At 44.3% G+C, this 21,058-nt stretch carries 18 protein-coding genes; 8 read left to right on the top strand and 10 right to left on the bottom strand.

What is annotated here, in order from left to right; all coding sequences use genetic code 11:
- Nucleotides 1–16 precede the first annotated feature (16 nt).
- Together J8Z24_RS02615 and J8Z24_RS02620 are read right to left on the bottom strand one after the other, a co-directional pair.
- Entirely contained in the window at nucleotides 17–739 is a 723-nt protein-coding gene (locus tag J8Z24_RS02615) for a glycerophosphodiester phosphodiesterase (RefSeq protein ID WP_252095201.1), read from the bottom strand.
- The gene (locus J8Z24_RS02620; RefSeq protein ID WP_252095202.1) at nucleotides 736–1,599 is read right to left on the bottom strand and encodes a DMT family transporter; all 864 of its coding nucleotides are present in this window, start codon (nucleotides 1,597–1,599) and stop codon (nucleotides 736–738) included. Before J8Z24_RS02620 ends, J8Z24_RS02615 begins: the two co-directional genes overlap by 4 nt.
- Nucleotides 1,600–1,708: 109 nt before the next feature.
- Between J8Z24_RS02620 and J8Z24_RS02625 the strand changes: the two genes are divergently transcribed.
- From J8Z24_RS02625 to rlmB, 5 genes are all read left to right on the top strand, one after another.
- Complete coding sequence (locus J8Z24_RS02625) at nucleotides 1,709–2,803, top strand: sensor histidine kinase (RefSeq protein ID WP_252095203.1); 1,095 nt, start codon at nucleotides 1,709–1,711, stop codon at nucleotides 2,801–2,803.
- Nucleotides 2,800–3,402, top strand: a complete 603-nt coding sequence (locus tag J8Z24_RS02630; protein ID WP_147389026.1) for a response regulator transcription factor — start codon at nucleotides 2,800–2,802, stop codon at nucleotides 3,400–3,402. The genes J8Z24_RS02625 and J8Z24_RS02630 overlap by 4 nt, the downstream gene beginning before the upstream one ends.
- Before the next feature lie 108 nt (nucleotides 3,403–3,510).
- On the top strand, nucleotides 3,511–5,697 hold the full coding sequence (locus tag J8Z24_RS02635; protein ID WP_252095204.1) for an ATP-binding protein: 2,187 nt from the start codon (nucleotides 3,511–3,513) through the stop codon (nucleotides 5,695–5,697).
- A gap of 355 nt (nucleotides 5,698–6,052) precedes the next feature.
- The gene (gene rnr / locus J8Z24_RS02640; RefSeq protein WP_252095205.1) at nucleotides 6,053–8,539 is read left to right on the top strand and encodes a ribonuclease R; all 2,487 of its coding nucleotides are present in this window, start codon (nucleotides 6,053–6,055) and stop codon (nucleotides 8,537–8,539) included.
- A 21-nt stretch (nucleotides 8,540–8,560) separates the two neighbouring features.
- Nucleotides 8,561–9,301, top strand: a complete 741-nt coding sequence (gene rlmB, locus J8Z24_RS02645) for a 23S rRNA (guanosine(2251)-2'-O)-methyltransferase RlmB (protein WP_176032404.1) — start codon at nucleotides 8,561–8,563, stop codon at nucleotides 9,299–9,301.
- A 526-nt stretch (nucleotides 9,302–9,827) separates the two neighbouring features.
- Here rlmB and yjjG read toward each other — a convergent pair.
- The 3 genes from yjjG to J8Z24_RS02660 all read right to left on the bottom strand — a co-directional run bounded on the left by yjjG (nucleotide 9,828) and on the right by J8Z24_RS02660 (nucleotide 12,035).
- On the bottom strand, nucleotides 9,828–10,505 hold the full coding sequence (gene yjjG, locus J8Z24_RS02650; RefSeq protein WP_147389030.1) for a pyrimidine 5'-nucleotidase: 678 nt from the start codon (nucleotides 10,503–10,505) through the stop codon (nucleotides 9,828–9,830).
- A complete protein-coding gene (gene yjjX, locus J8Z24_RS02655) occupies nucleotides 10,505–11,038 on the bottom strand; it encodes an inosine/xanthosine triphosphatase (protein ID WP_128731118.1) in 534 nt (177 codons plus the stop codon). Before yjjX ends, yjjG begins: the two co-directional genes overlap by 1 nt.
- Before the next feature lie 97 nt (nucleotides 11,039–11,135).
- Nucleotides 11,136–12,035: a phosphoribulokinase gene (locus J8Z24_RS02660; RefSeq protein ID WP_147389031.1), complete on the bottom strand. Its 900-nt coding sequence runs from the start codon at nucleotides 12,033–12,035 to the stop codon at nucleotides 11,136–11,138.
- A 135-nt stretch (nucleotides 12,036–12,170) separates the two neighbouring features.
- On the opposite strand from J8Z24_RS02660, the gene J8Z24_RS02665 reads away from it, so the two are divergent.
- The 3 genes from J8Z24_RS02665 to phnW all read left to right on the top strand — a co-directional run bounded on the left by J8Z24_RS02665 (nucleotide 12,171) and on the right by phnW (nucleotide 15,558).
- The gene (locus J8Z24_RS02665) at nucleotides 12,171–13,055 is read left to right on the top strand and encodes a TolB-like translocation protein (RefSeq protein WP_252095206.1); all 885 of its coding nucleotides are present in this window, start codon (nucleotides 12,171–12,173) and stop codon (nucleotides 13,053–13,055) included.
- 23 nt (nucleotides 13,056–13,078) lie between these two features.
- Nucleotides 13,079–14,092 (top strand): UDP-glucose 4-epimerase GalE, encoded by a 1,014-nt coding sequence (galE, locus tag J8Z24_RS02670; protein ID WP_252095207.1) that lies wholly within the window; start codon nucleotides 13,079–13,081, stop codon nucleotides 14,090–14,092.
- 359 nt (nucleotides 14,093–14,451) lie between these two features.
- Complete coding sequence (gene phnW, locus J8Z24_RS02675) at nucleotides 14,452–15,558, top strand: 2-aminoethylphosphonate--pyruvate transaminase (protein ID WP_252095208.1); 1,107 nt, start codon at nucleotides 14,452–14,454, stop codon at nucleotides 15,556–15,558.
- A gap of 502 nt (nucleotides 15,559–16,060) precedes the next feature.
- Here phnW and J8Z24_RS02680 read toward each other — a convergent pair.
- The 5 genes from J8Z24_RS02680 to J8Z24_RS02700 form a co-directional block, all read right to left on the bottom strand.
- Complete coding sequence (locus tag J8Z24_RS02680) at nucleotides 16,061–16,753, bottom strand: UTRA domain-containing protein (protein ID WP_252095209.1); 693 nt, start codon at nucleotides 16,751–16,753, stop codon at nucleotides 16,061–16,063.
- A 92-nt stretch (nucleotides 16,754–16,845) separates the two neighbouring features.
- Nucleotides 16,846–17,394, bottom strand: coding sequence for an HD domain-containing protein (locus tag J8Z24_RS02685; RefSeq protein ID WP_147389047.1), 549 nt, complete (start codon nucleotides 17,392–17,394; stop codon nucleotides 16,846–16,848).
- Complete coding sequence (locus tag J8Z24_RS02690) at nucleotides 17,391–18,809, bottom strand: FAD-dependent oxidoreductase (RefSeq protein ID WP_252095210.1); 1,419 nt, start codon at nucleotides 18,807–18,809, stop codon at nucleotides 17,391–17,393. Before J8Z24_RS02690 ends, J8Z24_RS02685 begins: the two co-directional genes overlap by 4 nt.
- Complete coding sequence (phnX, locus tag J8Z24_RS02695) at nucleotides 18,809–19,618, bottom strand: phosphonoacetaldehyde hydrolase (protein ID WP_252095211.1); 810 nt, start codon at nucleotides 19,616–19,618, stop codon at nucleotides 18,809–18,811. Before phnX ends, J8Z24_RS02690 begins: the two co-directional genes overlap by 1 nt.
- Nucleotides 19,619–19,635: 17 nt before the next feature.
- Nucleotides 19,636–20,982: a DUF5690 family protein gene (locus tag J8Z24_RS02700; RefSeq protein ID WP_252095212.1), complete on the bottom strand. Its 1,347-nt coding sequence runs from the start codon at nucleotides 20,980–20,982 to the stop codon at nucleotides 19,636–19,638.
- Nucleotides 20,983–21,058 lie beyond the last annotated feature (76 nt).

Here is a 21,058-nt window from a genome sequence, read left to right on the forward strand (position 1 = left end):
TAAAGCGATCAACTAGTTACTCTTTTGGAGTGGCATAAGCACCAATCCGTTGTAAATACATTTTTGTCTGGCATGGGTAATTGGTAAAAATACCATCTACACCATAATCAATCATCATATCTATGTCTTGTTGTTTATCGACCGTATAGGCAAATACCTTAAGGCCTCTAGACTTTGCATCCAACACATAATCATGGTTGATAAAATTCTTGTCCATATGAATGCTGTAAGCATGCAGTGATCCGGCAAATTGCGCATAGTGGATTGGAATAGAAGCGGTCAGTGCGCCAATTCTCACCCAAGGCAGCTTTTGCTTCAACCATAGCAGTTGATGATGATCGAATGATGAAATGAGCAATTGCTCACGGTTGATAATACCCTGTTGAATATGCGCTTCAATGTAGGAAACAAATTTATCCAAACCAAAAGTATGCTTAAGCTCTAAATTAATATCAGTTCGAGTACCAATGGTAGTAAACACTTGTTGCAAAGTGGGAATTTTTTGTCCTTTACCCGCATCCAGCGTTGCTAAGTAAGCTTGGCTTTGTTCATTCACTCTGCCGACGCCATTTGTGGTTCTATCAAGCCAAGTATCATGAATAATCGCGTAATCATCTGCGCAGCTTTGCACATCTAACTCTATACCATCAACACCAATATCTAACGCTGCCTCTATAGCTGCAAGCGTATTTTCGGGGTAACTGCCACTGGCTCCACGATGCGCTAAGACTTGAATCATGCTTTTTTCCTTGTAATAGACCAAGTTTCAAAACAGGCTGCACTAACGACTAACAAGCCACCGAATAATGTTGTTAGCGTTAGCGTCTCGTGTAACAGAATATAAGCTAACAGTGTTCCATACAATGGCTGTAAACAAGAAATTAATCCGGCTGTGGTAGCAGATAAATGTCTCAAACTTGAGGCAAATAAAGCATGAGGAATAGCCGTAAATACAACCCCAGCTAATAGAATGAGTGAAATGTTTTGCGGCGAAACGTGCTGTGGTGGCACGTCAACAAACGCAATGAGCAGCAAACAAGCTACCAGCGTTTGATACAGCATAGTGTGTGGCCCGCTATAGTGCGAAAAAAATTGTTTTTGTAATAGGTTGCGTAGTGCAAATAGCGCGCCTGAGAATACCCCCGTAACAATACCCAGTGTTACTTGATTACCAAGGTTAGCTTCAGGCACCAGTAAGTATATCCCCAGCAATACTGTTGATGCACTGATAATATCTTTGAGTTGTATTTGTTTGCGATTAAATAATGGCTCTAAAAATACAGTGATCACCGGGTAAGTAAAAAATGCGATGATCCCGATAGCAATGCCAGCCATTTGCATACCGGCAAAATAAGTAACCCAATGCAGCCCAACAATTGCGCCGAGCATAATCGCGACTAGGTAATCTCGTTGATTGTGTAATTTTATAGGCTGGCGTTGCAGTTTTAATAAAATAAGTAACACAATGAAAGCAATAGCTGCGCGATAAACAGTAATATCAAGTGCTGATAGTGAAATCAATTTTGAAAATAATGCTGTTCCACCAAACAATAAAACGGCACTATGGAGCGACAGTAAAGCGGATTGTTTCGGTTGCATAAAAAAATTATTTAGGCTTTTTTTAGCAGTCTACAAGATTGCGAACACTTGTCACTCCACATCGAACAATAATAGTAAAACAACATAAAATAATGAGCAGGAGAACGTGGTGGCCATTACCACAGATCACACTTTAGTAGAAAAGCGGCGCTCCTTTTGGGATGCTGGTCCATTGATATTCTCAATTTTTTATTTCTTTCCTTTGGCTTTTAGTTGGACACAAGAGGGGAGCCTTAACCTGCTCGCGCAGCTTTTGATTTATCTCGGATTTGTCTGGCTGTATTGGCAGAGTATTGCCAAAACCGGTATTGCTTTAATTACCCTTTTGTCACTGATGACGTTACTGTGTATTGTTGGCAGTTTGGCGACAACCGGTACTAGCTCGTTATTTGGTTTTGTTGCTTTTTTTTGCGGTTTTAGTTTACAGGGTAAATACAAAGTTTATGGATTTTTGGGGCTACTCATATCTATCTTGTTTACCTCCCATTTTATCATACCAGCGCATACGATTTACTTTTTAATGCCTGCCATTTGTGTTTCATTGGGGCTATTTATCTTTGGTTGGGTAACGCATAGAGAGCGAGTACATCGTCAGTTGCAGCGTCAAAGTGAGCAAGAGATAAAGCGCCTAGGTGCCGTTGCTGAGCGAGAACGAATTGCACGAGATTTACATGATTTACTCGGGCATTCATTGAGTTCTATTGCATTAAAGGCTGAGCTTGCCAGTAAGTTTGCTGCTGCACAGGCGTATGAGCAAGCGCAATCTGAGGCCCTTCAGGTCGCTGAGCTTGCACGAGAAGCACTGAGCGAAGTACGCCAGGCAGTTACGGGTTATCATCAACTGGCATTAGACGCACAACTTCATATTATGGCCTCGCGGCTGAAAGATAAGGGAATTGCTGTGTCGCTAAATCTAAGTGCGGTGGAAATAGATAAAGAAAAAGAAGCGAGCTTGTGTTTTTTTGCCAAAGAGGTATGTACTAATATTATCCGCCATAGCGATGCCGACAAAGTGAGTGTGCAACTGCAACAAACGCAACAGAGTATATCAGTTGAAATTAAAGACAATGGTTCAGTGAAGAGTATTAAAGAAGGGAATGGATTAATGGGGATCCGAGCGCGTTTAAAGGAGTGTGGTGGTCAGTTGGTTTATCACACAGAGCAAGGTGGATATTTTAAAGCTGTTATTGAGGTAGATTTATGATCCGCGTGTTTATTGTTGAAGATCAAGCATTAGTTAGAGGTGCTATCGTTGCACTATTGAGTTTAGATCAGGATATTGAAGTAATAGGAGATGCTGAAAATGGTCAGGTTGCCAAAGAAAAACTCAAGTCTTTAAGCCCAGATGTTGTGCTGACCGATATAGAGATGCCTCATATTACAGGACTTGAGCTTGCCCAGCATTTGCAACAAACACAGCCTAACTGTAAAGTGGTCATCATGACAACCTTTTCCAAAGCAGGCTACATTCGCCGCGCAATTACACTAGGAGTGAATGGCTTTGTTTTGAAAGAAGCGCCAAGTGAGTACCTACTATCAACATTAAAAAAAGTGATGAATGGGCAAAAGGTCATTGATCCTGAGCTGGCTTTATATGCACTTGAAGATGCTGATCCTTTGACAGATAAAGAACGCAGGGCATTACGATTGGCAGGAGAGGGCTTAAAAACGACGGAAATTGCAGCTCAATTATTCTTAAGTGACGGAACCGTAAGAAATTATCTTTCGGATGCTATCGCCAAATTACATGCGACAAATCGAATTGATGCAGCAAGGATCGCGAAGCAAAAAGGGTGGCTGTAAGGTATTGTAATAGCATATATTCACTTAATACTTCAAAATAATGTTAAGCAGTACTATACTGCGCTACTTCACAAAGTAATGATAATGTATTAATTTTGAGTGTTGTTGATGGATCCTAAATTCCTTATTCAAGTAACCGCAATTACCACGGTGGTTTGCACTGTATTTATGGCGGTAAACTGGTTTATTAATAAGGCTCTCCCAGGCACTCGAGATTGGCTGTGTTTTATTGCATTGACGGGGATTGGATGTGGGCTGCTGGCTGCCTATACATTACCCGTCACATTTTCTATTTTTATTCCCAATTTAGCCATAGCAATAGGTTTATTCTATCTTACTCGGGGTGTGGACGCCTTTTTTGCAGTTCAGAGTAACTATATGCCTTGGTATGTGCTTGGGGCTATCGGAATTCCTAGTTTTAGTTATTTCTTATACGTAGACTTTAATTTTATTGCACGGGTCATACTCAATTATTTGGTGTGGGCAATGGCAATGATTTATTGTTTAAGAGCGCTAAATCAAGGCCAAAAGTTGTTATCAAAAGACTTTACTGTGGCACATTGGGCATTTGGTTTATCTTGTTTTAGCCTGCTGTTGGTATTTACCTTCAGGGCTGTCATGTTAGGTAGCTACTCAGTAACAGATAGCTTAGTGTCAGCAAATTGGGTTAATCAATTCTTCTCCGTGTCAGTAAGCACTATGCCATTGTTGCTATGCTTTTCACTTTGTCTGTTGTGTAGTAGCCGTCGTGAAAAAGAATTGCAAAGCTTGAAAACGGCTGCTGAACAGTCAGCTCAAATCAAAGGCCAGTTTTTAACCCTGCTAAGTCATGAATTAAGAACACCGTTAAATGCCATTGTTGGGCACGCAGAATCACTTAAAAAGGTTCCGCGTGAGCCTGCTCGTCATGCTGAACTGTGTGATGTGATAGTTCATGCTGCGATGTCGATGTCTGATTTAGCCAATCAAGTGCTGCTACAGGCAAAGGGCGAGTATGCAGCACAAAACCGCGTGCCTTTCTCCCTTTATAGTCTTGCTCAAGAGCTAGTACGTTTATTGCAGCCCCTCGCATTAGCAAAGGGCCTGAGTTTGAAGGTGGAAGTCAAAGGTGTATACCCGCAAGATGTGCATATTGTAGAGCAAGATACGTTAGCGCTGATACTAAGAAACTTGCTTTCAAATGCGATAAAATATACCGACAAAGGGTGTATTACGTTAACCCTGGAAGGCGCAGCTAGAGAAGACGATAAGCAAGCGATTCGGTTTGCTATTCGCGATACAGGAAAAGGCTTAACTGAGGCGCAAATAGAAAGAATTTTTGAACCCTTCGTCACTCTCGACAGCGAACAATCTATCTCACATAGTGCCGGGATTGGTTTGGCGCTATGTAAACAACTATTAAATGGGCTAGCAGCTAACTTGGACGTAAAAAGTCAGTTAGGACAAGGAACTGAGTTTAGCTTTGAATTAACTTGCCAATGTAGTAACACGCCAATACAGCAAGGTCAGTTGAGTGCGGAAAAACTGCCATTGAATGTATTGGTTGTTGAGGATAATGCAATAAATGTTGAGGTGATCAGCAATTACCTAAATGATATGGTTACGCAGTTTTCTCTAGTTAAAAGCTTGGCAGAGGCTGAAGTTACTCTACTTGCACATCATTTTGATATTGTTTTATTAGATATGCATTTACCTGATGGGCATGGCCTTGAGTGGTTCAAAACTCGATTTACTGAAATTGGTTTTACGAAAAAAATCAAAGTAATCGCGTTGACAGGTGACGGCGACCCTGAATTGAAAAGGCGATGCTTACAAGCTGGTATGCAGGATTGTTTAACAAAGCCGGTGATGCCAAGTCGTCTCTATGCGGTATTAGAAAGCTCAACGATCAAACAAGTTTCCTCCATTGAGCGCAACGTGTTGATTGACCGGCCTAAATTTTTAGAGCTTGTACACAGTGAAGCATCGGGAGTTTTAGCAACCAAACTGATGTACCTTGCAGATAGGTTTGAATATGAAATTGCCCAGATAAAGGGGTTAATTGAGCTAGATGTTCAGGACTTGGCAGCAGAAAAGCTGCATTATATCGAGGCCGAAGCGCAGAACTTTGGCATGATAAACTTAGTCGAACATATTCAAAGCTTACAGTCTCAGTTACTACAATCTGGTTCGACAATAGATTGGGATACACTCGCTGCTGTGGCTCGTCAGTCTGTTGAGCGTCTATTAGAGTTACATGCACAGCTGGTCACCCCACAGAGTCATTCAAATCAGGCAGTGAATTTATCAGCATAATAGGCTTCATCTGGTGTTATGTATGTTATTTATTTTGTATGTTTTCATGCAAATAGCACTGTAGTTAAAGTATAAGTTTTTGATATTATTAAACATAGGCAAGGTTGGTTTTTACATGAAAATGGGGGATATAACTTCACTCACTTTTCGGATGACTTAACCGACTTAAGCTATAACTCAAAAGGTTGGTTTTTAAATATCGTTGGTAAATTTTAGCCAAAGGCTTGAATCAATAATTATCATCAAGCCGATATATGAACTTATTTTGAATTCGCATACTGTGTTCACTGATAATTAATGCGAGTGCTGTTATTTTGGGTTAAAATAACAGCATAGCTTATTTAACAAGACAGTAATGCCAAAACAGGATCCCTATCTCGATAGAGAACAGCAAAAATACGACAACCCCGTACCCAGTCGCGAATTTATCTTAGAGCACATTAAAAGCGCGGCCAAACCTCCTTCTTTCTCTCAACTGTGTTTCGACTTAAAAGTGCTAGACGAAGAGCGTCAAGTCGCACTTAAACGCCGCTTGCGCGCGATGGAGCGAGATGGTCAGTTACACTTCAATAAGTTCAAGTGTTACACCATTCCAAGCGATGATGGCTTAGTGAAAGGCCGTGTTGTTGGCCATCGTGACGGTTTTGGCTTTTTAGAAGTGGAAGGCGAACCCAAAGATTGGTTTATCACTAAGTATCAAATGGAGCGAGTGCTACATGGCGATTGGGTGTTAGCGAAGGCTGGCAGTCGAGGCTCAGGTGGTAAGGTGGAAGCACGCATTGTTCGCGTACTTGAAAAAGAGCGTGCGCCAGTCGTCGGTCGGTATTTTGTTGAGTTTGGCATGGCGGTAGTGGTGCCAGAAGATCCGCGTATTACGCAAGATATTATCATAGTACCAGGTCAAGAAAATGGTGCTCGTCATAATCAAATGGTGCAGGTAGAGATCACTCAAAGCCCTAGCAAACAAATGAATGCAATGGGTAAAGTACTTGAAGTATTAGGTGACCATATGGCGCCAGGTATGGAAATTGAGGTGGCACTTCGTAATCATGACATTCCTCATGAGTGGCCAAGTGAAGTAGAAGCACAAGTTGCAAACCTTGGTGAGTTTGTTGAAGAGTCAGCTAAACAGGGTCGTGTTGATCTGCGCGAGTTGCCGCTAGTAACCATTGATGGCGAAGATGCCCGGGACTTTGATGACGCCGTGTATTGTGAACGTAAAAAGTCAGGTGGCTGGCGTTTATGGGTGGCCATTGCTGATGTTTCTCACTATGTAGGTAAAGGCACCGCGCTTGACAAAGAAGCGATAGAACGTGGAAATTCTGTGTATTTCCCTGAGCAAGTTGTACCTATGCTTCCAAAGGTGCTGTCCAACGGCTTGTGCTCGCTAAACCCAAAAGTTGACCGTTTGTGTATGGTCGCTGAAATGACAGTGTCTGAAGCTGGTCGCTTATCGGGCTACCGCTTTTACGAAGCAGTGATGAACTCTCACGCCCGTTTAACGTACACCAAAGTTCATGCGATTTTACAAGGCGATGAAAAACTGAGGGCTGATTATCAGCCACTTGTGCCTCATCTCACAGAGCTTCATAACATGTATATGGCGCTCAAAGCGGCAAGGCAGGAGCGTGGTGCAATTGAGTTTGAAACCCTAGAAACACGTTTTGTTTTTAACGCGCATCGTAAGATTGACTCTATTGTGCCTGTTGTTAGAAACGACGCCCATAAGTTGATTGAAGAATGTATGATCTTGGCGAATGTGTCTGCGGCAAAGCTATTGGAAAAACACGAAGCCCATAGTTTGTACCGTGTTCATGATGAGCCAGATCCTGAAAGGTTGAGCCAGTTTAGACAATTCTTGCAAGACTTGGGTATTGAAAGCCAATTACCTAACGATCCGTCGCCAGAGGAGTTGACGCAAGCGCTTGAGTCATTGGGAGATCGCTCTGAAAAAGAATTGATCCAAACCATGTTACTGCGCTCAATGAAGCAAGCAGTATATCAGCCAGAAAATATTGGTCACTTTGGTTTGGCATTAAAAGCCTATGCCCACTTTACTTCACCGATCCGTCGTTACCCAGATTTAGTCGTGCATCGTGCGATCAAAGGCATCTTGCAGCAACAAGAGCAACCCGTGAGTGGCGCTTATATTTATAACGAAGATGAAGTAAAACAACTCGGTGAGCAGTGCTCAATGACAGAGCGCCGCGCTGATGACGCGACCCGTGAAGTTGCTGATTGGCTTAAATGTGAGTTTATGCAAGACCATGTTGGTGATGAGTTTACTGGTGTGATCTCGTCAGTTACCAACTTTGGCTTATTTGTCAGGCTGGACGATTTGCAGATTGACGGTATGATCCATGTCAGCAATTTGGGTCATGAATACTTCCATTTTGATGCAGCTAAGCAGTGCTTGATTGGAGAGCATAGCCGTACTGTGTTTAGGTTGGGCGATAAGCTTAATGTCGTGGTTGCTTCGGTGAGCTTAGATGACCGCCGGATCAATTTAGCATTAGCCGAAGAAGGTCAACAAGACAGATACGCAAGACGAAGAAAGTCAGCTAAGGGTGCTGCTGGTAGTGTTCGTGCACAACTTAAAGCAGGCAAGATCCCTGAGACTAAACGCCGTGATGAGACTGACTCGGTAAATGGCAAAGATAAAGGGGCTGGAAAGTCTAAAAAGCGGAAGAAGACAACGCCAAAAGGTGAGCTTAAAAAAGCGAAAAAAGCCGGTACGCTGAAATCGAAAAAGAAATCGAGCAGCAAAAAAACGAAAGGGGCGAAAAGCAAAGCAAAACGTCCTGGTAAAAATGAAAGAAATCGCAGTAAAAAAGCACAATAAATCTAAAGCGGGAGCTTTAACGTGAGTAACGAATTAATTTTTGGCTTTCATTCAATCGAAGCCATTTTGAATAACGCGCCGGAGCGCTTTTTAGAAATTTATGCACTAAAGGGACGTGAAGATAAGCGATTAAATCAAGTGGTCAATGAGGCGCGTAAATTTGGTATTTCGGTGCAATTTATGCAGCGTAAAGCGCTTGATAACAAAGCAAATGGTGAGCAACATCAGGGAATTATTGCCAATGTTAAAGCGGCGCGGGCTTTCAATGAAAAAGATCTTGATGACATCATTCAACGAGAAACCACACCGTTTTTCTTGGTGTTGGATGGGGTGACAGATCCTCACAACTTAGGAGCTTGCTTACGTAGTGCGGATGCAGCTGGTGTACATGGTGTGATTGTACCTAAAGATAAGTCAGCAAAACTGAATGGCACGGCAAGAAAAGTGGCATGTGGTGCAGCCGAAACGGTTCCGCTCATTCAAGTGACGAACCTTGCTCGTACGTTGCGTGATATTAAAGAGGCAGGAGTGTGGGTAGTTGGTACCGCTGGAGAAACTGATACTGCTGTGTTTGATGCCAACCTAACAGGGCCTATGGCCATCGTTATGGGGGCGGAAGGGGATGGTATGCGCCGCCTAACACGTGAGCACTGTGATGAGCTGGTAAAGATCCCTATGGTCGGTAGCGTATCTAGCTTAAATGTGTCGGTTGCCACTGGTGTATGTTTGTTTGAAGTATTGAGACAGCGCTCGGCACTTTAATTATTTGATAAGCGCTGTTTAGAGCAGCGCATCTTTAAAGCGGTAAAAGCTCGCAAGGTAAACTTGCTCCTACACAAATTCGCTTTGGTAGGAGCCGATTTACTCGGCGAGCTTTTTTATACCGTGCAAGGTAAGTATATTCCCACACAAATTATCTTTGGTAGGAGCCGATTTACTCGGCGAGCTTTTTAATAGCGCGCAAGGTAGGCAAGTTCCCACACAAATTCGCTTTGGTAGGAGCCGATTTACTCGGCGAGCTTTTTAATAGCGCGCAAGGTAAGTGTATTCCCACACAAATTATCTTTGGTAGGAGCCGATTTACTCGGCGAGCTTTTTAATAGCGCGCAAGGTAAGTATATTCCCACACAAATTATCTTTGGTAGGAGCCGGTTTACTCGGCGAGCTTTTTTATAGCGCGCAAGGTAGACAAGTTCCCACACAAATTATCTTTGGTAGGAGCCGATTTACTCGGCGAACTTTTTATAGCGCGCAAGGTAAACTTGCTCCCGCAAATAAGCGCTGGGTATTACCCCTTTAAAATGGCTTGTAGCTGCGCAAGTGACTTTACGGTATAGGTTGGCTTGATATGATCAGGACAAACTTTACCTTCGTGTTGCAGCCAACAGCTATCAATTCCAAAGCGGTTTGCACCTAAAATGTCACTCGCAGGCGTGTCACCAACCATTAAGACCTTAGATTTGTCAGGGTTACCTAGTAACGCTAAGGTGTGTTCAAAAATACTAGGATCTGGTTTGGCCTTACCCACCAGCTCAGAGATCACCACTTCAGAAAAACGATCTATAAGACCTGTATGTTCTAAGCGTTTTTGCTGAAGTGCGGCAAAGCCGTTGGTAATGACAGCCAAAGTGCACTGACCCTTAAGACTGTCAAGCAAGGCGCGAGCACCTGACAGTGGCTGACAAATCTCTGCCATCGCCGCTAAAAAACCAGCATTGAGGGTTTCAGGTGTCACATTGAGCTTTGTTGCCCAGCGTTTAAAACGAGTAACTTGTAATGTTTTAGCGTCAATTTCACCATTTTGATATTTTACCCAAAGTGGTGCGTTGAGGCTGTTATATTCCTCATAGTCTGCATCACTAAACACAACATCATAATGTGCAAATAGCTTTTGCAACCCGAGTTTGGCATTAAAACTAAACAAGGTTTCATCAGCGTCAAATAGAATATGGCTGTAGTGCGACATTATGGATACATCTCAGGGTGGTTAAACGGTGCCATGGCAAGCAATAACGCTTGAGTATAGCTACTTTCTCTGGTGGCGAGGTGATTGGTCAGCAGTCCAATCGCACCACCTTGTTGTTTTATATTAGTAGTGTTGAATAGGTCGTCCATCACATGCCCGAGTTCTTCACCTTGTTCAAGGCGTGCGTAGACCGATGCCGGTAGCGGCAAATTGCAGCTGCGACCAATACTAGTACGAGTGTTATTCGCGATGACAACAAAAGCGAAGGTCGCTGCGCCATACTCAAATTTGGCCGCGCCTCCTTCCATTGCACAATAAAAATCAGCTTGGTGATGCTGTTTAAGGTAAGTAACTCGGTTTTCCGCGCCTTCTCGTGTGGCCTGCTCACCTAAAGGTTGGTCAGCAACAAGGCTGGGGGCTGATATGCCCTGACAATCGATTTTGGCGTTGGGAAAGTACAGTGTAAAGATAGCTTTTGCAGCGTTGATTTTGACTGGGTTTTTAGACCCTACTAAAACGGTAAGCACGTCCATATTACAACTACTCGTAATGCCCTAAAAGACGTCAGTGTAAAGTGTGATATGGCGTGATGCAAGGAAGCTATTATTTCTTATCAAAAGATAAGCCAGGTTAAATCGGTAAATCGACAGGTGCCATATTTTCGAGGGCACGTTTTTTTACTAGCAACTCTTTAATCAGCGGAGTTAACACCAATTCCATCGCTAACCCCATTTTCCCTCCCGGTACTACGAGGGTATTGACACGCGACATGAAGCTGCCTTCAATCATTTGTAAATAGTAGGGAAAATTGACATCTTCGATACCACGAAAGCGAATAACCACAAAGCTTTCGTCCAACGACGGGATGTCTTTAGCACTAAAAGGGTTTGAAGTATCTACAGTGGGTACGCGTTGGAAATTAATATGGGTGCGAGAAAACTGTGGGGTGATATGGTTAATGTAATCATCCATTGAGCGCACGATTGAAGTCATAACCGCTTCTTTGGAGTGGCCGCGCTCATTGGTGTCACGAATAAGCTTTTGGATCCATTCAAGGTTGATGATAGGCACCATACCAATTAATAAATCTACATTACTAGCGACATCATATTCCGGTGTTACAACGCCACCATGTAATCCTTCATAAAACAGCATATCGGTATTGTGCTCTAACTCTTGGTAAGGCGTGAAGGTGCCCGGTAGTTGGTTAAATGGCACTGCATCGTCAAATGTGTGAAGATAACGGCGTACTTTTCCATTCCCCGTTTCACCATAGCTTTTAAATAGCTTTTCTAGTGCTCCAAAATCGTTCGCTTCCTCACCAAAATAGCTAATGTGTTTACCTTCTTGTAGCGCTTCGCGACGCAATTTATCCATTTCAGGGCGAGTGTAGCGATGAAAGCTATCGCCTTCCACGTATGCGGCCTTGGTATTTAGACTGCGGAATATGTGCTTTATCGCGCTTGTCGTCGTTGTAGTCCCTGCGCCTGAGCTACCAGTAATAGCGATAATAGGGTGTTTGTCTGACATTATTTTGCCTTAGCTTTCATCACCAGTTAATTCGATGTTACGCGAAGCAAAGTTTTTGGCAAGCTTTGCTTGAAGGTGAGTGTTGGGTATCATAGAGCAGCGATATAACGACAACGAAAAATCAAAGGAACATCCATGCTCACTTCTATGCGTGTGAAGCTCGCGGTTGGCTTATTTGCCTTGGCATCTTGTTTACCGGCTTATTCTTCTATGCCCAAAAGCCAAATTTGGCTAGCTGAATTAGCTGAGCACTTTAGCGCAAAGCCAATTACTGACAATTCAGCGTATTTTAATCAGCCACTGGTAACCGACTCTGGAGTCTACTATACGGCAGAGGTAAGTACTGATGGTAAGAGCCAAACAGATCTGTTTTTCTATGACTTTCAAAGTAAACACACAACGAACCTGACACAATCCCCGGTCTCTGAATATTCACCCACACTTCACCCAAGTGGCGCAGGGTTAACGGCGATCGTGGTCGAAGCATCAGGCAAACAAAGGTTGTGGTTCTATCCCTTTGATGATGCCCAGAAGCCAAGTCGAGTTTTTGAGCATATTGAGCCTGTGGGGTATCACGCTTGGGGTGATAACCAAGACCTAATCATGTTTATTTTAGGTGCCACTGAAAGCGCTCCACATACACTACAGTACACTGATATAAACGGCCATCTGCCACAAATTCTAGCTGAAGATATTGGTCGGAGCTTATCTTACAACCGTGCTCGAGATGTGTTTGCTTTTACCTATCAAGTTAATGGCTTAACGTGGTTCGCAACCTACCACAAACAAAGCGACCATATTCAGCGATATTTTGCACTACCAAGTCAGGTTCAGGACTATACTTGGTTAGACGATAATAAAGTGGCCTATGCACTGGATAATAAAATCTTTTATCGTGATTTAAATTCCCCTAAAAAAGTACATTTATTCAGAAATCTAAGAAGTTACTGTAAGACCTCAATTTCTCGTTTAAATTTTTTTAACAACAAACTGGCATTTGTCTGCCACAGTGAAGACTGATCACAACAAATATAGGAATAGATATGACGATTCTCGTAACAGGTGGAGCAGGTTATATTGGCTCTCACACTGTATTGGAGCTGCTTCAGCAAGGAAGAAAGGTAGTAGTTGTTGATAATCTTAGTAATTCTCAGCGGACTTCATTAGATAGAGTTTCAGAGATAGTAGGAAAGGAAGCCGCATTCCATCAAGGTGATATTCTTGACAAGGCATTTCTCGATAGCGTGTTTGCGCAATATGAGATTGAGGAAGTGATCCACTTTGCAGGCTTAAAGGCGGTAGGCGAATCGGTACAAAAGCCTATTGAGTATTATCAAAATAACGTGCAAGGGACGCTAACACTGCTTGATGCCATGCGTGATGCTAATGTCTTTAAGCTTGTTTTTAGCTCATCTGCCACGGTGTATGGCGACCCTGCGAGCCTTCCTATTCGTGAAGACTTTCCTGTTGGTGGTACCACCAACCCTTACGGTACATCAAAGCTAATGGTTGAAATGGTGCTACAGGATGTCGCAAAGTCAGACCCTCGTTGGGCCTTTGCTATCCTGCGCTACTTTAACCCAGTAGGTGCGCATGAATCAGGGTTAATTGGTGAAGATCCAAATGGTATTCCCAACAACTTACTCCCTTACATCTCACAAGTTGCAGTTGGTAAGCTGGCGAGTTTAGGTGTGTTCGGTAATGATTACGACACCATAGATGGTACAGGTGTGAGAGATTACATCCACGTGGTTGATCTCGCTATTGGTCACTTAAAAGCGCTTGAAAAAATTACAGTAGCAGCAGGTACGCATATCTATAATTTGGGAACGGGTAATGGCTACTCGGTACTAGAGATGGTTACCGCGTTTGAAAAAGCAGCGGGCAAAGCCATCCCATACGAAATTAAACCGCGTCGCGACGGTGACATTGCCGCTTGTTACGCCGCGCCTGAAAAAGCCAAGTCTGAACTAGGCTGGCAAGCCGAGCGTGGGCTTGATGCAATGATGGAAGATACCTGGCGTTGGCAAAGCAATAATCCAAACGGGTATAAATAACCTAAGCTTGGGATAACAACTTGTTTTCTGGCAGCTGTTATCCCTTACTACTGCGTTAAATTTGCTTGCAATAGACCTGCTATTGACGCACAAATTTGCCTTGTATTAAGAAATAACTTCTGGCTAGAGTGAGATCACAGCTTTTGCGTTTAGTTATTTTAGTTAATTTACTAACTACTTACCCCAAGTTCAGGTTAAATAACCTAAACCTCTGTCGCTTCTCTTCGCCTTTGCCTTTTAGAGCAAAGGCGAAGCTTCGAACGTCATCGCTACATCAATCTTAGTTTCATAAAACTGTCATACCGATGTCACCTAAACTCGCTTAAATATTCTGGTATAGACCAGTTTAGAGGCAAGTTATGAACAACGATTATTTACTCCTGACGCCAGGGCCACTTAGTACCTCTCGCAGTGTGAAAGAAGCCATGTTGCAAGACTGGTGCACTTGGGATGATGACTACAATCAAGGTGTGGTTCAAGTTATTCGCAGGCAGCTTTGTGAGATTGCGGTTGCGGATCCACAGTATCGTAATGACTACAGTGCAACCTTAATGCAGGGCTGTGGAACAGCAAGTGTTGAAGCGGCTATTGGAACTTTTATTCCTAAGTCTGGCACTTTATTGGTTATTAATAATGGTGCCTATGGCGCGCGCATTATTGAGATAGCTAACTACCTAAATATTAATGTGGTAGCGCTCGACTTTGTTGAAACCGAGTTGCCACAACTTGAGCAGATCTCACAAGCGCTTGAGCAATACCCTGAGATCACCCATGTGGCAATGGTACACTGCGAAACCACGACGGGGATGCTGAATCCGGCTAAGCGCGTAGCTGAGCTTGCGAAACATCACAACAAAATCATGATCTTGGATGCCATGAGTAGTTTTGGTGGTGTTGAGATGGATATGCACGAGTGGCAAATTGATATTCTCATTAGCTCAGCAAATAAGTGTATTCAAGGTGTCCCAGGTTTTGGCTTTGTGATCGCAAAAACAGCGCTTTTGGTTGCCTGTGAAGGACAAGCACGTTCACTCTCGTTGGATCTTCACGCTCAGTGGAAAACCATGGAAAACCACCATGGTAAATGGCGTTTTACCTCGCCAACGCATGTTGTCAGAGCGTTTGCCAAAGCCCTAGAAGAATTGGCGCAAGAGGGAGGCATTTCTGCGCGATTTAAGCGTTACAGCGAAAATCAAAAACAACTCGTTAGCGGCATGAAAGCTCTTGGTTTTGAAGCCTTGTTACCAGAAGCCATGCACTCACCTATTATCACTTCTTTTTATTCACCAAGTGAAGAAAGTTATGAATTTAAGCGCTTTTATGAAGCATTGAAGCAAAAAGGATATGTGATTTACCCCGGTAAAGTATCAAATGCGGACTGCTTTCGAATTGGTAATATTGGCGAAGTATATGCCGCAGACATTAGCGGACTACTAGAAGCTATCGCACAAGCAAAATACTGGTAAACCATCAGAGTAGGAGCCGCTTTACGCAGCGATGGGTATTGCTGAAGCAAAGTATTGATAAACCGTTAGGGTGGGAGGCGCTTTACGCGGCGATTGCTATTACTGAAGCTATATACTGGTAAACCGTTAGGGTAGGAGACGCTTTACGCGGCGATGGGTTAAGGGGGTTACACCCCTTTAGCTAAATAAATGAATAGCGAATCTTCAATTGTGTTAACGATGGCCTAATCTGAGCTGTCGCCTTCCCATAAAATGATTCTGCACTCATTAAAGCATGAGGCTAACTAAGAAAAATCACGTTTTACCAAATCACAAGTTATCGCAGTGCTAACAGAAGCTGGAAAGTCTCAGGTGTATGTAATAAACACTGCGTAAGCAATGGTACGTATTCCACCACTAACTCGCATTTAGACGCAGAATATAGAATTAATGAAGATGTTTTTGACGCGACAATAGCTATGGAAAGGTTGTCGTGCTAAAGCACGACCTACGGGTACGGGGGTTACACGCCTTCAACAATCATTTCTATGGCGTCATGAAGCCAATATTCAATATTGTAATCCACTAATGCTTGCTCGGCGTCATAGCGGGCGCGCAGTACCTTTAAGCAAGGTGCGCCGCTGTTCTTTTCTAATTTGTCGGCAACATCATCGGGTAGTACGGTGACGCTTATTACACACTGCTCAAAGCTGACGTCAACTTGGTAGTGAGTCGACATCGCTTCCGTGATAGAGCCATCCAGCGGTTGGTTGTGCAAGTCGGCAAAACGTTCGGCTGCACAATAGATCTGTTCCATCATTATTGCGCGACTATCTAGCGCGCGTACTCGGGTTAATTCATACACCGGCTGGCCGTCAAAATGAGAGCGGCTAAACTCAGGCTCTGTGGAAGGGGCATTAATTGCCACTACTTGAGTTGTTGGTGCAAAGCCTTGTTCAATGGCAAGGTGGTTAAAGTTTACTTTTTTAGCGGGGTGCCATTTGAGCTTTTCCGGCGTGACAAACCAGCCGCGACGCTTTTGGCTAAAGATAAGTCCTTCGGCTTCTAGTCGTGCTAGGGCTTCACGGACGGTGATCCGTGTTGAGCTAAATGTTTCTTGCAGCGCGCGCTCTGAAGGTAGTTTGGCACCGGGCGTCATGCTGCCAGCGGCGAGCAGCGCTTGGATATGGTTTCGAATACGTTGATAAAGCAGCATAATTGAGTCGATAAAACCTTTTGTGACAAGCTTACTATCGTTTTATGACAGGATAAATATTTATAATTTGAGACTTGTAAACTCAGATTGGTTTAACTCGCCAAATAGGTTTCTATTTGGCTAAACCAATAACTGCTAGGCAAAACGGTTAAATTTGGATCTTTTCCTAAATCATCAAAACGACGCAGCGCGATAATGGCGTCCAATTCAGGCAGCTTGGAGAATGCCGAAAGTTCTTCGGGGCTCATTTTTCCGCCTTGTCTTGTTAGCGTTAATCGACTGGCTGGAGAGAGCGTTTGGTAATACTTCTCATCCATACTGACCAGATAGCGTTTCGCATCTACGTGTTTGCGTACTAGTATTGTCACCGCGCGGTCAAAGCCAAGCTGGGTTAAGTGATCTGCCCCTAAATTGCCATGATTGCTATATCCCTGCGAGGTAAAGTCGGCGTTATTCTGAGACTGGGCAACAAAATGGCCAATATCATGTAAAAATGCAGCGATTTGGGTCGCTTGATCATAACCACTTTCTTTCGCGAGGGTGGCGCATTGCTCGGCATGGTAAATTTGGCTGCATGCCTCGTCATAGGTGGCGTGACCATATTGCTCAAATAGCTGTTTTATTTGTGCAATGGCATTCACTTTATATACTCCTGCTTCACGTTCGGGTCTAATTTTGCTGCGCTGCCACTGAGCTTGCTTAGCCAAACATCGAGTTTATGCGGTGGCATGTTGTTATCCTCAGCGCTTTCTTTACGGCGAATAGCATTTCTCACCATTAAGGCGCCCGCGGTGCGAAATGGCTCGACGGGAAACTGTTTAAGCGTTTGGTTGACCAAAGCGCAGTGACGCCAGTCGTTATGTTGATTAAGCAGAAGACTCGCTAAGATTTGCCCACCTAAATAGGATTGCACCACGCCGTTGCCTGAGTAACCACTGCCATAAAACACATTAGCTTGACCATTTAAATGACCAAAGAAAGGTATGCCAGAGACACTTCGGTCTGAAGGTCCAGTCCAAGTTCTGTCTATCTCGAGCTGGTGATGTGCAAAGAAATGGCTAAATGAGCGTTCAAGAATCGCTTGATAGCGGCTAGCACGGTGAAAGGTGTCTCTCACTTGATTATTGAAACTAAAATAATTCCCGCCTTTGCCAAGCATTAATCGACCGCTTGAGGTGGTGCGGTAGTAATTCACGAAAATACGTGCATCAATCACCGGAGCACCGTGGCTAAGCCTCATTGCTGCAAGCTTTTCAGGTGCTGGTGTGGTGATCGCCATATCGCTCGAAACTAACACTACGCTTCGAGAAAACTGCGGCAATAAGCTTGGCAGCCAAGCGTTAACGGCAAATACTAGCTGATTGGCTCTGATCTCGCCTTTGTCTGTGGTGATGGTTAGCGTGTCTTGGCCTTGGTGCTTTAGGTAGCGGGTGTGTTCAAATACCTTGACCCCAAGGGCTTTTGCCACCTTCATCAGTCCACGCACAAGCTTGGCGGGTTGAACACTACCCCCGTGGGGGGAGTAAATTCCAGCAAGGTTGGCATTAGATCCGGTTGCTTGCAACTGCGCTTTATCCAGAGTTTGCCACGCATTAAGCTGGTGTTGCTCAAGTAGCGTGGTAATGGGGCCAAAGGCATTGCGCTGGCTGTGATTTGAAGCCGTATAGTAAGTACCATCAATGCGGCAATCACATTCAATCCCGTGTTTACTGGTAAAGGCTTTAATGTCATGAACGGCCTGCTCAGACTGGCGCACTAAAAAGCAGGCTTGTTCTAAGCCAAACTCTTTAATTAAGCTGGCAAACTTAGTCGACCATGTCAGCATAGCTCCACCATTACGACTCGAGGCGCCTTGTCCACAGAGGTCTTTTTCAATAATGGCGATATTCAGCTCAGGTTTTTGCTTTTTCAGCGTTATGGCTGTCCAAAGGCCAGTAAAGCCGCCACCTATGATACAAACTTGGGTATCCAACGCGCCATGATGCGGCGCGCTGGCTGCGGCTTCAATATCGGCTTGAGTGATTGCTTCATCAAACCAAAAAGGCTGAAAACGCATTACGGGCGCTCTCCACGGGCGATACGAGCAGAAATATCCACCAAAACCATTTCTATATCAGCAAGTGAGTCAATCACATAGTGCGCACCGGCTTCGCCGAGTTGCTGATAAGCACTAAGGGAACGTGCTCTTTGCTCTTCGTGACTGAGCGCAGTCCATTCTTCTTCGCTAAGCCCCACCGCATTACCCGTTAAAGCAAGTCCTACGGTCCACATGCCGGCATTTAATCCCTCGCTTATTCCCGGCGCGGAGTCATCGACTTTTATGCACCCAGACACGCGATTAATGCCAAGTCGTTGTACGTTTTCTAACGCCATCCAGGGACCTGGGCGAGAGCCAGCTGCACATTCATCACTGGCAACCACACAATCTGGCTGATAACCATAGTCGGCAGCGGCAGGCACTAGTACGTCCATCACAGGCTTGGGATACCCAGAACAACTGCCAATCTTAACGCCTTGTTGTTGTAATCGTTTGATCACCGCAAGTACGCCCGGAATGGGGGCAGCTCGGTCGGCGACTTTTGCTTGTTGAAGTGGCATAAAGGTTTGATAAATATGGTCAACATCTGCCGTACTCGGTGGCTGACCAAATTGCGTTATCCAGCGGGTGCGAACGCTCTCCATTTGTAGCAAGGTATTAATGTGATCCCATTTACCCATTCCCATCGGACCGCGCGCTTCAGCCAAGGAAATATCAAATTGATACGCTTGCTTAAATGCTTCAACAAAAATACTGGTAGGGGCAATCGAACCATAGTCGACCACAGTACCAGCCCAATCCAAAATTAATGCTTCAATGTGTTTCATGTTGCAAAGACTCCTAGCTAGGAAATATGTGATGAAAGTGCCGTGGCGCGTAGTTGCGTTGACGCCTTACGTGGTCGCTTTAATTTCACGGCAAAATAAATAATTGAACTCACTACGAGGGCGCTTGCGATAAACGCCACCCAATAGCAGGCCATGGTAAAAAAGTGCAGCCAGCTGAGCTCCGGTGTGGCAAAAGTTTTATAGAGCAAAATGCCCACTGAGCCGATGTAGCCCGCCGAATCCGCCAGATAAATTAAAAAACCGGCGTTCGCAGTCGAGCCAACTGCTGAGATCATGCGGTCAAACAAAAAGCAGTTATAGGGGATATAACTGATATAAAGACCAGCCCCCAGCAGTACCATCCAAGTTTTAGGATCGAGACTTTGGGTTTGGTATAAATACGTACTGCCAGCCAGTAGTAAAGCCCCGAGTAAGACAAAGCCATGATTGGCAAAAAATGCGATGCGGTTATTTTTAATTAACACCAATGCGGCAAGCGCAATGAGCACGATAAAGGCGATGCGGATCCCGGCATAAGCAAAAATCGCGGGTTCTTGCCCATAACCTAAGGCCTGCCAGATCTCGGCTGAGAAGTTATCTCTAAAGTCACGAAAGCCGGTAAAGAGTAAAAAGCTAAGCACCAGTACGGTTATTCCAAACCAATACTGTTTAAAAAATGCCAGCCGTGCTTTGCCATCCATTGGCGCGCGCTTTTGTCGTAATTGTTCATCCTCTTGTGTAGGTTCAGGAATACTATTAAGACAAGCAACGCTAAGTACAAGCAGCGGCAGAAAAATCGCTCCGGTTGCCGCTGGCATCCACAGTTCAGGCACATTGAGTTCACTCACCAGCCATTTACCCACAGTTCTGACCAATCCAGAGGCAAGAATAAAAGTTACGCTGAGTACCGCACCTAAGATTTCGGTGGTTTTACGACCTTCTAAAAAGCTAAAAACCAAACCCCAAATCATGCCAAGGGAGAGGCCATTGGCAAACAGCCAAACCAGGTTCCAGCCCGTAGGAGTGATGGCAAATAGCACCAGTGCGAGCTCGGCGACTAAAATCATGGCCAAAATCGCTCGGCCGCGATAATGATGCTGCATTTCAGCAATCACTTTAACGCCGATAAATTTCGCGCATAGATAGCCAAATACTTGCGAAAGGATCAGAGCAATTTTAAAGCTAACAACCCAGCTCGGGTCATCAAAGGCTTCATAGGTATTGACCGAAAATGGCTTACGAAAGGCGTACATACAAAAGTAAGTCATAAACGCACTGGTCGCGGCAAATAGCACAAAGCCGATACCTTGGGCGTCTTTTAGCCAGTGTGGGCGAGTGTTAAATAGCGTGATCTGCAACATCATAGGATCCTCGATAATTCGAGGGCAATCCTTTGTGGATTGCCCGTCAACCGGTGTATACCAATCGGCTTAATCAAGT

The organism is Pseudoalteromonas sp. SCSIO 43201 (genome assembly GCF_023716725.1).
GTDB classification, from domain to species: Bacteria; Pseudomonadota; Gammaproteobacteria; order Enterobacterales; family Alteromonadaceae; genus Pseudoalteromonas; species Pseudoalteromonas peptidolytica.